This is a genomic window from Streptomyces sp. NPDC048637, from assembly GCF_040650675.1.
GTDB lineage: Bacteria > Actinomycetota > Actinomycetes > Streptomycetales > Streptomycetaceae > Streptomyces.
Genome location: NZ_JBEZHQ010000002.1, coordinates 80,150 through 93,438, shown reverse-complemented (window position 1 = coordinate 93,438; position 13,289 = coordinate 80,150). Strand labels below are relative to the sequence as shown.

Sequence of the window (13,289 nt, the reverse complement as noted above, 5' to 3'; positions counted from 1 at the left end):
CTGCCGCAGGCGCCGCGTCAGCCGTCGCGCCGGTCGAACCATCCGCGGAATCCGGCCTCGTCCTCGGCGGGGCGACGGGGCCGGGCGCGGGCGAGCACCCGCTCGACCCGGTCGAGGAACTCCGCGTTCAGCTCCTCCACGAAATCCCCCCGGCCGGAGGCACCGGGCCCGGCGCCACACGCGGGCTCGGCTCGTGCGGCACGGGACATGCCGACCTGCGCGGGGTCGCCGCCGTACACCGGAGCCGCGCCCTGGTAGGCCGCATCGCCCGTGTCCTCGTGGAGTCCGCCCCGAAGGTGCTCGTTCGTGCGCTCCGTGCGCCGGAACGGCGGCCGCTCACTCGCCTCGGCCGCCGCGCCGAAGAAGTCGCCGCCCTTGCGCTTGACGTCGTCGGTGCCCCATGCCCGCGCCCCACGCTGCTGCGCCGGGACCTTCTGCAGATGCGGAATGTGCTTGGCGCAGTGGATGTACGCCTCTTCGACCTCGACCGTGACCCACAGCTGAGCGCGCCGCCCGGGGACCGGGTCGACCGGCAGACCGGCGTACTGCGCCCGCATCTCCTCGTCCATGACGACCCGCGCGCGGCCGTTGAGGTGCAGCCCGATGCGGTCCCGGGTGAAGTCGATCATCAGGATGCCCAGGCGCGGATTCTCCGAGATGTTGCCGATGGACGCCATGACACCGTTGCCACGGTATTCCGGATACGCCAGCGTCCGGTCGTCGAGCACCCGGACGAACCCCGGCGGGCCGGCCCGGAACGTCGAGTCGCATTCGCCGTGCCGGTCGGCCGTGGCCAGGAAGAACATCTCCTGCCGGGCCACGAACTCCTGCATACGGACGTTGAGATGGTCCAGGACCTGATCCCCGTAGAAACGGTCGGCGCGCTCGGTCGTACCGAGTCTCTGCTGCACCAGGTGCTCGCCGTCGCTCCCGGGGCGTTCCTGCCGTGGCATACCCCACCCCTCCCCTGTCGGACCGTATTCGCCCTGCGCTGCCAAGACGTCAATCTCCTGCCGAGACCAGCTCTTCTATGGAGTCGTGCCGTATGCGGTCGGTCGGGATGCCGACTCCCACCAAAGCGTCCACGCCGCTGCGGATCAACCCTGGCGGCCCGGAAAGGTAGGCGTCGTACTCCCGGAATGGTCCGTATTGACGTACTGCGTCCGGAAGTTGTCCGGTTTCGCTGCTCGTCCCGCCACGCGCCGCCGGTCCGGTGGCGACGACCGGGCGGACGGAGAGCCAGCGGTGGGCCTGTTCCAGGCGCAGCATGGTGTCGAGGTCATAGAGATCCTGGTCGCTGCGGGCGCCGTAGAAGACCTCGACGGGACGCCGGACACCGTGTTCCGCGACATCCTCGACCAGCGCCTTGATGGGCGCGATGCCGGTGCCGCCGCCGACGCACAGCAGACCGCTGCGCGTGGTGTGGTCAACGGTCATCGTGCCGCCGGGGGCACCGAGCCGGATGACATCGCCGGGGCGGGCGCGATGGACCATGGCGTTGGAGACCCAGCCGGCCGGGACCGCCTTGACATGGAACGAGAGCAGTCCGTCGGAGCGGGGCGCGGAGGCGAAGGAGTAGTGCCGCCAGATACGCGGCCACCAGGGGGTTTCCACGCTGGTGTACTGCCCGGCGAGGAACGGGTAGGGCTGGTCGGGGCGGACCGTGACCACCGCGATATCGGGCGTACGCAGCTCGTGCGAGACGACCTCGGCCTGCCACCAGGCAGGAGCCACCGCCTCGTCCTCGGCGGCCGCGTCGATCATGATCTGGGAGATCGCGGTGTAGGCGCGCACCCAGGCTGCCTGGGTCTCCGGCCCCCAACTGGACGTCGCATAGCGCGAGAGGGCGCTGAGCAGGCATTCGCCGACCGCCGGGTAGTGGTCGGGCTGGGTGCCGTATTTGCGGTGTCCGCGGCCGAGGTTCGCGAGGTACGCGGTGAGCACATCGGCGTCGTCGACATGCTGGGCCGCGGTGAGCAGCGCCTTGAAGAGCCGGTCGCGCTGGGTGTCCATCGAGGCGGGGAACAGCGCCCGCAGGTCGGGGTACTGGACGAAGAGCAGCGCGTAGAAGTACGAGGTGACCTTGTCGGCCACGGGCTCGATTTCCGCCATGGTGCGACGGATGAGAATCGCGTCGGGAGAGGCGGGGCTCGCGGATGAGGCCGAAGCGGTCACGGCGTCGAGCGAGGGCTCCGGTGCGGGAGCGGCGGGACGGGTCTTGGGGGTGAAGGCGGACGGCGCGGGGGCGGCGCTCTGGGCGGACGGCGCCGGGGCCGCGCTCCGGGCGGACGGTGCCGGGGCCGCGCTCCGGGCAGGCGGTGCCGGGGCCACGCTCTGGGCAGGCGGTGCCGGAGCCGCGCTTCCCGCGGGTGCTCCCGCGGCGCGCGCCGATTCGTGTACGGGCTCGGGCTCCCGGCCACGGGCGGACTCGCGCTCCCAGGCCGGCTGGGTGGCCGGGAACGGCTGATGTTGCCAGGAGGGCTCGGCCTCGCGGTGCGCTGGCGCGTAGGCCGGGGCGGCGTAGCCGGAGGCGGCCGCGGACTGCTCGGTGTAGGCGGATGCGGTGGGCGCTCCGCCCGCCCCGTGCCACGAGGGCGGAACCTGCGACGGCTCCGTCTCGCGCTCACGCTCGGCGGCGGTGCCTACCGGCCGGATCGGATTGACCGGCCGACTGGGTATCTGTTCCCGGTCGTTCCGCTCGTCTCTCTCGTTCCGCTCAGTGTGGTCTCTGTGGTCACCGCGGTCGGGGTGTGCACTCCGGTCGTCCGGTTCGGCCCGGCCGTCCTGGCCTTGTTGCCGCTCCTGGCTGTTTTGCCGCTCCTGTTGTTCTCCGGAGGACTTCTTCGCCGGCGGAGTGAACCAACCCCAATCGCCACTGCTCCCGCCGGAAGAGCCGTTATCGGCCGACGTAGTGGTCGGAGCGTCCATGGTCTGCCTCGCCTCGAACGTCTTTCGGTCGTCTTCGCACTTCCGTGGATCGGAACTGCCCGGAATTCCCCCGCCCTGCCCCGGAATTCTTCATCGCCTCAAGTGATCCCGGCAACATCCTCCAAAGCGGACAAATCTCACTTCCCTGCGACAAGGTGGAACAGATGCCGCGTCAGCAGCATGCCACCCCTGCTCACCACAGTGGACAAATAGTCGGAAGTCCGGGTGTCGCGGGCCACTTCGCCGCTAGGCTGACGAGCTTTACCCACCCTTCGCGGACCTACGGAATCCCTTACTCCGCCAAGCCGGACTCGACCATACCGGCAGTAGTTGAAACCACAAGTCCTGATCTTGGAACACTCCGTGCGGCCCTTCCGATAACAGTGATCCTCCCCACAGAGTGCATTTTCAGCGCACACAGCGGACGAATCCTCCGCGGAAAGTGCCGAATTACTGGCCAGTACGCACCAGCTCGTATGCCTCGCGCAGATCACCTCCCGCATACGCATATGAGGCCAGGTCGCTGACATGGTGATCCGCATTCACGGCCACCGACTGCGGAACCGCCCCGAACAGTTCGGTGTCCGACAGGGAGTCGCCGTACGCCACGCAGTCGGCCCGGGTCAGCCCGTACTGCACACAGAGTTCATCCGCGATACGGACCTTCGCCGCCGAGGTGAGGATGCCGGCCGGCTCCACCGCCTGCCGGATCGGCACCGCCGGCCAGCGGGAACCGTGCGCCGCGTCGGCGCCCCAGGCCAGCAGTCGTTCGACGAAGAAGGCTGGGGACAGGGAAATCACCGCGCACCGTTCGCCACGTGCCCGGATATCTGCCCAGACCTCCCGGATTCCGGTCAGCCAGGGGGCACCGTCGAAGGCCGCGGCGACCTGAAGTTCGGTCAGCTCGGCGGACCACAGCTCGCATGCCCGCTGGGCGAACTGCACAGGTGTCAGCTCACCCGCCGCAAATCTGCGTTCCAGCTCGCCGATCTCCCGGTCCAGCCCGAGCTGCCGGGAGATCTCGATGGCGGCCGCGGACCCGTAGAGCAGGGTCCCGTCCATGTCGAACAGATGCAGCTTGCTCATGGCCCGGAGCCTAGGGCGCCCGGTGGCGGGAAGCACGGGTGGGAGGGGGGTATGGGTGCAACCGGGTTCTTACGACCCCAAATCCGACGAGAAGAGCACCTCTCGGCTCCGTAGCTCGGGTAGGTACTCATGGCCGCGTACGCGCGGATACTCCCGCCGGCAGATGTACCGCGCGGCCCGCGGCGGGAACGTGACGGTATGCAGCAACTCAGCCGCCCCGCCCGCCGGGCCGTCCTCGTCCTTCATGTCGCCGTATCCGTCAGCTGGCTCGGTCTCACCCTCGGGCTGCTCACGCTCGGCATCACCGGCTACACCACCGGCTCCCCCGAGATGGCGACGGTCGCCTACCGGGCAATGAAGATCTTCGGTGACTGGCTGGTCCTGCCCGTCGCCTTCGCCTCGCTGGTCACCGGGCTGGTGCTGTCCCTGGGCACCGCCTGGGGGCTGGCCCGGCACCGCTGGGTCCTCGTGAAGTTCTGGCTCACGCTCCTCACCGTGCTGCTGTCGGTCTTCTCACTCCGGCCCGGCATCAACCACCTCGCCGCAGAGGCCGCCGCGGGCACCCCGGCCCCCGACATCAGCCTCGCCGTCGCACCGGCGGTCGCCACGGCCACCTATCTCTTCATCACCGCGATCTCCGTCCTCAAGCCCTGGGGGCCGACCGCACGCGGCAGCCGACTGCGCGAGGCACAGTCGGCCGAGGCCCGCGCCGTCCGGTCACGAAGGAGCGGCATCAAGGGCGCGGGCGTCCGTTAGGTGGAGACACCCCCCTGGGGCCGTCCGGAGTCAGCCGAGGTCGGACTCCGCTATCGCTGCGGTGACGATCCGGTGGTCCTGCTCGGGGGCGCCGCCGCCGAAGCCGAGCGCGCCGATCAGCCGGCCGTCCCGGTGGAGCGGCACACCGCCCGCGATGAAGAGCAGCGGCCGGTCCAGCGCCGTGGGCAGCGTGTGGAAGAGCCCGTCGGGCCGTACGAGGTCGACGAGGTCGGCGGTCGGCGCGTCCAACTGCAGGGCGGTGTAGGCCTTGCGGGTGCTGGTCTCCCCGGAGATCAGCACGGCTGTGTCGTCCCGGCGGAAGCCGAGCAGCTGACCGCCCGCATCCAGAACGGTGATGCTGCCCCGCACCCCGAGGCCGTCGGCGGCACGGACGGCGGCCTCGATCAGGGCATCGGCCTCGCGGGTGGTGAGGGGGCGGACGGTGGGGGTGGCAGAGGTGGTGGGGGTGGTGGGGGTGGTGGAAGTGGCAGAGGTAGTTGAGGTGGCGGAAGTGGCAGAGGTGGTGGGGGTGCTCATGAGGGTGGTCCTTGGGGTGTAGTGACGCCGGTCGCGCTGGTGGTGCGCCAAGCGCCGGTGATACGGAAGGTGCGGTACGGACGCGGCCGTCAGCCGTGTGCCGCCGGTACGGGCTCGTCGGCGACCACGGTGGGTCCGCCGGCGGCCACCACCTGGCCACGGCCCGTCTGACGCCGCTCCAGGGCGGAGGCGAATATCGCCACCCCGAGCGCCGCGACGGTCATCAGCGCACCGACCCAGTTGGGAGCGGTGTAGCCCAGGCCGGCCGAGATGACGATCCCGCCGAGCCAAGCGGCCAGCGCATTGCCGAAGTTGAAGGCGGCGATATTGCCGGCCGAGGCGAGGGTGGGCGCCGAGGCCGCCTGGTCCATCACCCGCTTCTGCAGCGGCGGCACGGTGGCGAAGCCGAAGATGCCGATCAGCGCGATGGTGACGGTGGCGGCGATCTTGTCGTGCGCGGTAAAGGTGAACGCGGCCAGCGAGAGCGCCAGACCGGTCAGCGACACATACAGCATCGGCATCATGGCGCGGTCGGTGAACCGGCCGGAGACCAGGTTTCCGCCGACCATGCCGAGACCGAAGATGGCCGTCAGCCAGATCACGGAGGACGGTGCGAAGCCGGTGACCTCGGTCATCATCGAGGCGAGGTAGGTGACGGCCGCGAAGACGCCGCCGAAGCCCAGGATCGTCATCAGCATCGCGAGGCCGACCTGCGGGTTGCGGAACACCGCGAGTTCGCTGCCTAGAGGAGAGGCCGCCTTCGCCCGCTGTGCGGGGATCAGCTTGACGATTCCCAGCAGGCCGATCACGCCGAGCGCGGTGATGGCATAGAAGGTGGTGCGCCAGTCGAAGTGCTGGCTGAGCATGGTGCCGGCCGGTACGCCCACGACATTGGCGACGGTCAGACCGCTGAACATGAGCGAGATGGCGGTGGCGCGCTTCTGGGGTGCGACGAGGTCGGCGGCCACCAGCGCGCCGATGCCGAAGAACGCACCATGCGTGAACGCCGCCACGATCCGCCCGGCCAGCATGATCCCGAAGTTGGGCGCGACGGCCGTGAGCAGATTGCCCACGATGAACAGGCCCATCAGCAGCATCAGCATCTGCTTGCGGGTGAAGCGCGTGCCGAGAGCGGTCATCAGCGGCGCCCCGACGACCACGCCGAGGGCATAGAGAGTGGTCGCGTATCCGGCGAGGGGGATGGAGACACCGAAGCCGGCCGCCATGTCGGGCAGCAGGCCCATGACCGCGAACTCGGTCGTTCCGATCCCAAAGGCACCGATGGCGAGAGCCAGGAGTGCGAGAGGCATGACGGATCCCTTCACATCATTGCGTCCGTCTCTTACGAGCGTCCACAATAATTGCAGACGCGCATTAATTGCAAGCGCCGTATATTTCGGAGGTGGCCTATCCTGGTTCATGCGCCCCATGAGGAGGTCTTCGATGACGCAGCAGACACGGGAAGCGCCGGAGACGCCGGAGACGGCGGAGACGGCGATCCCGCAGCCGGCAGCGGCCGCGCCCGGCTGCCCGCCTGCCGAGCCCCCCGGGCTGGCGCAGGGCTGGTGCGCCCTGTCCGCACTGCACGGCCGTATCGAGTCGCACATCGAGCGCGCACTCCAGGCCGCTCACGACCTCAGCGTCCGGGAGTTCTCAGTTCTCAATGTGCTCAGTGAGCAGCACGACGGGCCGGGCGGTCATCTGCGGATGCACCAGGTCGCGGACTCCGTCGTCCTCAGCCAGAGCGCCACGACCCGCCTGGTCACCCGGCTCGAGGACCGCGGGCTCCTCTCGCGCTACCTGTGCCCCGACGACCGGCGCGGCATCTACACCAACGTGACGCCCGATGGCCTCGCGCTCCTGGTGGAGGCACGCCCCACCCACAACGGCGCACTGCGCGAAGCCCTCAAAGACGCCGCGCAGCGTCCCGAGCTGGCTCCACTGGTCACCGCCGTCGAGACCCTCGCGCCGCCGGAGTGACACGGACGGGCAGCTGAGGGACGGGCGTACGGCGGTGCGGGCGGCAGGTCCGCCTGCCTGCCGCCCCCGTGATCACACGGCATAAGGTCGCGCCCATGAGCGATATCGAGATACGCCCCGCGACCGAATCCGATCTTCCCGCCATCGTCGCGATGCTCGCCGACGACCCCCTGGGCGCGACCCGCGAGTCACCGGACGATCTGACCTCGTACCGCGCCGCGTTCGAGGCGCTGGCCGCCGACCCGCAGCAGCACCTGGTCGTGGCGGTCCGCGCGGGGCGGACGGTCGGCACGCTCCAGCTCACCGTCATCCCCGGCCTGTCCCGGCGCGGCGCCACCCGTTCGATCATCGAGGGCGTACGGATCCACCGCGACGAGCGCGGCGGGGGTCTCGGCACGCAGCTCATCGAGTGGGCGGTCGCGGAGTCCCGCACGCTCGGCTGCCAGATGGTGCAGCTCACCTCGGACGCGACCCGGATCGACGCGCACCGGTTCTACGAGCGCCTCGGTTTCGAAGCCTCGCACCTGGGCTTCAAGCTTCCGCTCTGAGGAGCGGGCCGGCCGGCACCCGGCCGGCTTGATCATGTCTGGCGCGTACGCTCCCGCGTTCGGTGCGCCTTCTGCCGGCAGGCACCACTGCAGTAGCGCGCGGGCCGGCCCGTGCGCGCCGCCGCGATCGCCACACCGCACACCCCACACCGCGATTCGTTACGTTTCGCGGACTCCACTTCCAGTTCCGTTACGGCGCGCTCCGTCCGCAGGGCATCACACATCAGCGCCGTCATCCGCCCCGGAGCCCCGCCCCCGGAGCCGGTTCCCGGCCCGGCCCGCTCCATCGAAAGACAGCCGACCAGCAGCGCCCTGAGATCCGATATCCCGACGTCCTGCCGCACGGCGCCCGCCTCCTGGGCCCTCCTGAGCAGGACTTCCAGCGCATCATCGAAGTCCTGCCCGACACCGGGCGACGGCTCGAAGCGCCCCGCGCCGGCCGCCTCCAGCGCGTCACACAGCGCCTTGTTCCGTGACGCGAGACGTACCACCGAGGACAGAAAGCGAAAGAAGACCGCACCGGGATCGGGAACGTCGGCCAAGTCCCTGGCGGTGTCGGTGAAAAGCTCGATCCGGTCCACGATCGTCGCCCTGAACAGGGCTTCCTTGGACGGGAAGTGACGATAGACGGTCCCGGCACCGACCCCCGCACGGCGCGCGATCTCGCCGAGCGGCACCCCCAACCCCTGCTCCTCGAAGGCGAATCGGGCCGCCTGGAGCACCAGCGCACGATTGCGCCGCGCATCCGCCCTGGAGGGCGTCACCTCACCGTCGGTCACTACCGGGCCTCCTGAGAAACGTTTGACACCGGGTCGGGCGCTCCGCAATTCTAACCGGGTCAATCGTTCCGATTCTACGGGAGGGTTCCAGCATGATCGTTAATGGCTTAATCGTCGCGGTGGCCGGATCCACGGGCCAGCAGGGCGGTGCGGTGGCCCGCCGGCTGCTGGCGGACGGCTGGACCGTACGGGCACTCACCCGCGATCCGACGAGCCCCAGAGCTCGCGCCCTGGCCGACGCCGGCGCGGACGTACGCGCCGTAGACATCGCCGACCCCGCAGCACTGAAGCCCGCGATCGACGGCGCATACGGCGTCTTCAGCGTCCAGCCTGCCTCCGGGGCCCCGGGTACGCCACCGGACTACTCCTGGCAGCACGAGATCGCGGCCGGCCGCAATGTCGCCGACGCGGCCGCCGACGCGGGCGTACGACACCTCGTCCATTCCTCCACCAATAGCACCCAACTCCGGTCCGGTATACGGATTTTGGAGAACAAATGGGCCATCGAGGAGCACATCCGCGGGCTCGGGATATCCGCCACCGTGCTCCGCCCCACCTCGTTCATGGAGAACTACCTCCACCCGGTATGGGGCCTCCAGGACGGCACCCTCACCACCGCCCTCGCACCCGGCATCCCCCAGCAGCTCATCGCGCTGTCCGACATCGGCGCCCTGACCGCGCTCGCCCTCACCGCACCGGACCGACTCGCCGGACAGGCCCTGGAGCTGGCCGGCGACGCCCTCACGCCCCCGCAGATCGCCGAGGCCATCAGCCGCGCCACCGGTCGTGCGGTGCCCTATGTCCGAATGCCGATGGAGACGCTCCGCGAGCTCAGCCCGGATGCCGCCGAGGGCCATCAGTGGCTGAACGACCGCCGGGCCCGCGGCGCGGACATCGACGCACTGCGTGCCCTCCACCCGGACCTGATGTCCTTCGACACATGGCTGAAGCGCGAGGGCGCGGGGCAGTTGGAGCGACTGCTCAGCTGACGTCATTCGCCGGGCGCCGCCGACTCTCTCGGATATCCCGGCAGACGCGTGTGTCACGCACAACGCAGCATCGCGTCATGGCCAACAGGGCCCGCGCACAAGGGTGTTTCACGTGAAACGACGCCGCTTCCCGGCATACGCGTGGGGTCGTGTTTCACGTGAAACACGACCCCACGCCGACAACGCGCCTACAGCCAGGCGCTCGCTCGGCTCAGCCGGCGACCACCACGTCCCACGCCGCGCCCGCCGCCTGGGCCGCGCTCTCGGCGTCCACGGACACGCCCAGAGCACGCAGCCCGCCCGCCAGCGCCACCAGGGAGGCCGTGACCACCGCCCGGTCGGCGGCGCGGCCATAGTGGTTCACCCGGATCATCTCCTTGGCCAGCGCGCCCGCCGCGGCCTGCACCGGCACGGCTGCGTCCAGCGCGACCGCGGCGGCCACGATCTCCCGGGCGTCCACTCCCCCGGGCGCCCGGAGGGTCGTGGCGACCGGCGCCGCGTCCTCCTCGCGCACGACATACGGAGTGAGCCCGCCCAGCGCCCGCACACCAGCCCTGGTCGCCGCGGCCGCCGCCCGGTGCCGGGTGAGGACCGCCTGCAGCCCCTCGGCCTCCAGACGGTCCGCGGCCTGCTCCAGCGCGAGCATCTCCAACTGCGCCGGAGCGTGCGGAAGTGCGGTGCGTCCGCCGTCGATCCAGCGCTCCTTCCAGTCCAGCAGCGAGAGGTACGAGCGCCGCGGAGCCTGCTCATTGGCGGCGATCCGCTCCCAGGCACGGGTGCTGACCGACGCCACCGACACCCCGGCAGGCCCGGCCATCGCCTTCTGCCCGCCGATCACACAGAGGTCCACGCCCCACTCGTCGGTGAGCAGCGGCTCGGCACCCACCGAGGCGACCGCGTCCAGCATCAGCAGCGCGCCGTGCTCCCGCACCACCGCGCCGATCTCGGCCACGGGGTTGGTGTTACCGGTGGCCGCTTCGGCGTGCACCAGGCTCACGAAGTCGATCTCGGGGCGCTCGCGCAACGCCTCCGCCACCTGCTGCGGGGCGACCGCACCCGTGAACGGCGCGGTGAGGGTGACCACCTCGGCGCCGCAGGAGCGCAGCCAGCCACCGAAGGTCTCGCCGTACGGACCGGTGATGATGTTGAGCGCGGTGCTGCCGGGCCGCACGGCCGAGCGGATGCAGGCCTCCAGGGGCAGCAGTGCCTCGCCCTGCATCGCCACGACATCGCAACGGGTACGCATCAGCGCCCCGACCTTGTCCTCGATCCGCGCGAAGCGGGCCGCGGTGAGCGGCGGCAGATAGAGCAGGTCCGGAGTGGCGGAGTTCGCGGTCGGGTCAGACACAGCAGTCACAGGGCCTTCCAGCGCTAGCGAGCCGACTCGGCGCGGCTCCTGACATCTGGATCGACTGTACGTCCGCCCGCCACGCCCCCGCCGTACGGGCCTCAGACCCGCCAACCCTCCGGATCCACCCCGCCGGGCACCGGCGCCGAGGGCTCGTACGGCCCGCGGGTGAACACAAAGGTGCCGAGATCCAGATGGCTGACCGCACCGTCCCGGTCCCGCCTCACCCGCAGCGTCTCGCCCGCGTAGTAGCCGTCGAGCCCGGTCCAGGTGCCGTCCGTCTCGGCCCGGAACCGCGAGGAGCGCCCCGCCCCGGACAGCGGGGTGAGCTCCAGCCCACGCCCGGCCCGCAGCCGCAGCGCATGGGGGTTCGCGCCCCAGTACCAGGGCCCGGTCAGCGCCAGCAGCTCCGGATCCAGCGGCCCGGTCAGCGGACGCCAGGGCTCGGGGATCCGGGGCTCGTGCGCGAGGACGATCCCGGCGAGATCGGCGGCGAGGGCCCCGACCGCCGGGCCCGAGGTGCAGTTGGTGAGGACGACGCCGGCCACGTCCTCCTCGGTATCGGCCCACAGCGCCGCCAGGAATCCGGGCATCGAGCCCTGGTGCCCGGCCAGCAGCCGCCCCTCCCGCCGCAGGAGCTGCACTCCCAGCCCGTACCCCGCATCCCACGCGCCGCTCTCCGGGGGCACGGCCGGGGTCCGCATCTCTGCCAGACTCGCCGCACCGAGCACCCGCCCGTCGCCCTTCAGCAGGAACGCCGCCCAGCGGCACAGGTCCTGGAGCGTCGACCACAATTGCCCCGCCGGGCCCATCAAGCCGGTGTCCTCGGCCGGCTCCGGCAGCAGCGCGTCGGCCCACGGGTGCACCGCCCAGCCACTCGCGTACGGCCCCTCGGGCCGCAGCGTCGTACGGTCCATGCCCAGCGGTTCCAGCACCTCGCGCCGCAGCACCTCGCCCCACGGGACACCGCACCGCAGCTCTTCGACCAGCGCCCCGAGCAGCGCATAGCCGGCGTTGGAGTAATGGTGCCGCCGGCCGGCCGGAAGCCGCTGCGGGCGCTCGTCGAAGAGATCGGCCGGCTCGGGCCGCAGCTCGCCCGCGGTCCGCTCCCACCACGGCCCGCGCGCCTCGGCCGCCAACCCCGCACTGTGGGAGAGCAGTTGCGCGACCGTCGCGTCCGGTACCGGAGTGCCCGCCAGATGCCTGCCGACGGGGTCCTCCAGCCGCAGCAGGCCCTCGTCCCGCAGCCTCAGCACCAGCACGGCGACAAAGGTCTTGGTGAGCGAACCGATCCGGTACTGCAGATCGCCGTGCGGTACCTCCCCCGCCACCGAGCCCCGGGCCCCCGTCCACACCGCCCGTCCGTCGCGGACGACCGCACCCGTCATCGACGGCGCCCGCCCCTCGGCCTGCCCGACCGCCAGCCGGCGCAGCAACGCCCGCCGTGTCTGCGGCAGCAGCTCCACGAACTCATCGGGTGTACCGACCGCGCCCGGCCTATGGCCGACGGGCTCGGGACGGGGAGACTCCGTGGACTGTGCGATGGTCATGGCGCTCCTCAACAGCGGATCCGACTCGGCCGGGCCCCATCCTCGCCGTATCACCGGAGCGCTGCCGACCCGATCACCGCACCCAGTTCGGCCTGCTCGTCGTCCGGCAGCCGGCGTGCCGCATGCACCATGTGCAGCGCGGACCGCAGCCGCACCCGGTCCGCGGCCGTGCCGAGGTATCCGAGGTAGGCGGGGAGCGCCAGCCCCAGCGCCAGGAGATCGCCCCGCGCACACCACCGCGACACCAGCTCCCGCACCCGCCCGTCGACCGCCTCGTCGAGGCTCCGCGGCACTCCCGCCGCACCGGCGTCGCCCTCCCCCGCGGAATCGTCACGCGTACCGGCCGTGTCCCGCAGCCCCGCCGCGATCGCGAAGCGGTTCCAGTCGCCGTACTGGCCCTCGGGGGCCTGCTCCACCCGCTCTGCGGCGCGCAGGAAATACGTGTGCGCCAGGGCCGGCCGGCCGAGCTGCCGGCAGGCCTGCCCCAAGTTCAGAAACAGCGACGCGTAGAACCCGGCCACCCGCTCGTCCCCCACCCGGTCGGCGCGGTCCAGGCACTCCTGGTTCCAACGGAGCGTCTCTTCGGGCGAGTTCTGGTGCCGGGCGAGATAGTGCGCGGCGATGCATGCCTCATAGTCGTCCGCAGCACTGCCCCAGGCCTGCTGGAAGAGTGCGCGCGCCGCATCGGCCCGTCCCTCCGCCTCGGCCTGCATCCCCGCCACGCACAGTTGCACCACAGGCAGTTCCGGATCCACCGGTCCGCTCCCCTCATCCATCCTCAGTGATCG

General features: G+C 70.9%; 13 protein-coding genes. 4 read left to right on the top strand and 9 right to left on the bottom strand.

Annotation, left to right across the window (positions count from 1 at the left end):
* Positions 1-17: 17 nt before the first annotated feature.
* The 3 genes from AB0C46_RS03230 to AB0C46_RS03220 form a co-directional block, all read right to left on the bottom strand.
* Positions 18-953 (bottom strand): pyridoxamine 5'-phosphate oxidase family protein, encoded by a 936-nt coding sequence (locus AB0C46_RS03230; RefSeq protein WP_362825292.1) that lies wholly within the window; start codon positions 951-953, stop codon positions 18-20.
* A 49-nt stretch (positions 954-1,002) separates the two neighbouring features.
* Positions 1,003-2,928, bottom strand: a complete 1,926-nt coding sequence (locus AB0C46_RS03225) for a globin domain-containing protein (RefSeq protein WP_362825291.1) — start codon at positions 2,926-2,928, stop codon at positions 1,003-1,005.
* A gap of 450 nt (positions 2,929-3,378) precedes the next feature.
* Positions 3,379-4,014, bottom strand: coding sequence for an HAD-IB family phosphatase (locus AB0C46_RS03220; RefSeq protein WP_362825290.1), 636 nt, complete (start codon positions 4,012-4,014; stop codon positions 3,379-3,381).
* A gap of 198 nt (positions 4,015-4,212) precedes the next feature.
* Here AB0C46_RS03220 and AB0C46_RS03215 point away from each other — a divergent pair, with 198 nt between their 5' ends.
* Positions 4,213-4,770, top strand: a complete 558-nt coding sequence (locus AB0C46_RS03215) for a DUF2269 domain-containing protein (RefSeq protein ID WP_362825289.1) — start codon at positions 4,213-4,215, stop codon at positions 4,768-4,770.
* 30 nt (positions 4,771-4,800) lie between these two features.
* On the opposite strand, the gene AB0C46_RS03210 is transcribed toward AB0C46_RS03215, so the two are convergent.
* Together AB0C46_RS03210 and AB0C46_RS03205 are read right to left on the bottom strand one after the other, a co-directional pair.
* Entirely contained in the window at positions 4,801-5,307 is a 507-nt protein-coding gene (locus tag AB0C46_RS03210) for a heme-binding protein (protein WP_362825288.1), read from the bottom strand.
* Between the two features lie 89 nt (positions 5,308-5,396).
* A complete protein-coding gene (locus AB0C46_RS03205) occupies positions 5,397-6,617 on the bottom strand; it encodes an MFS transporter (protein ID WP_362825287.1) in 1,221 nt (406 codons plus the stop codon).
* A gap of 133 nt (positions 6,618-6,750) precedes the next feature.
* Between AB0C46_RS03205 and AB0C46_RS03200 the strand changes: the two genes are divergently transcribed.
* Both AB0C46_RS03200 and AB0C46_RS03195 read left to right on the top strand, forming a co-directional pair.
* The gene (locus AB0C46_RS03200) at positions 6,751-7,287 is read left to right on the top strand and encodes a MarR family transcriptional regulator (protein ID WP_362825285.1); all 537 of its coding nucleotides are present in this window, start codon (positions 6,751-6,753) and stop codon (positions 7,285-7,287) included.
* A 95-nt stretch (positions 7,288-7,382) separates the two neighbouring features.
* Complete coding sequence (locus tag AB0C46_RS03195; protein WP_362825284.1) at positions 7,383-7,835, top strand: GNAT family N-acetyltransferase; 453 nt, start codon at positions 7,383-7,385, stop codon at positions 7,833-7,835.
* A 32-nt stretch (positions 7,836-7,867) separates the two neighbouring features.
* Here AB0C46_RS03195 and AB0C46_RS03190 read toward each other — a convergent pair whose 3' ends face one another.
* Positions 7,868-8,614: a helix-turn-helix domain-containing protein gene (locus AB0C46_RS03190; RefSeq protein WP_362825282.1), complete on the bottom strand. Its 747-nt coding sequence runs from the start codon at positions 8,612-8,614 to the stop codon at positions 7,868-7,870.
* 92 nt (positions 8,615-8,706) lie between these two features.
* Between AB0C46_RS03190 and AB0C46_RS03185 the strand changes: the two genes are divergently transcribed.
* On the top strand, positions 8,707-9,603 hold the full coding sequence (locus AB0C46_RS03185; RefSeq protein ID WP_362825281.1) for an NmrA/HSCARG family protein: 897 nt from the start codon (positions 8,707-8,709) through the stop codon (positions 9,601-9,603).
* 211 nt (positions 9,604-9,814) lie between these two features.
* On the opposite strand, the gene AB0C46_RS03180 is transcribed toward AB0C46_RS03185, so the two are convergent.
* The 3 genes from AB0C46_RS03180 to AB0C46_RS03170 all read right to left on the bottom strand — a co-directional run bounded on the left by AB0C46_RS03180 (position 9,815) and on the right by AB0C46_RS03170 (position 13,256).
* Entirely contained in the window at positions 9,815-10,960 is a 1,146-nt protein-coding gene (locus AB0C46_RS03180; RefSeq protein ID WP_362825280.1) for an aminotransferase class V-fold PLP-dependent enzyme, read from the bottom strand.
* Positions 10,961-11,052: 92 nt separating this feature from the next.
* Positions 11,053-12,501 carry a serine hydrolase domain-containing protein gene (locus tag AB0C46_RS03175; protein ID WP_362825279.1) on the bottom strand — a complete coding sequence of 483 codons (1,449 nt, stop codon included), beginning with the start codon at positions 12,499-12,501 and terminating at the stop codon, positions 11,053-11,055.
* A gap of 50 nt (positions 12,502-12,551) precedes the next feature.
* On the bottom strand, positions 12,552-13,256 hold the full coding sequence (locus tag AB0C46_RS03170) for a tetratricopeptide repeat protein (RefSeq protein WP_362825278.1): 705 nt from the start codon (positions 13,254-13,256) through the stop codon (positions 12,552-12,554).
* Positions 13,257-13,289: the final 33 nt, after the last annotated feature.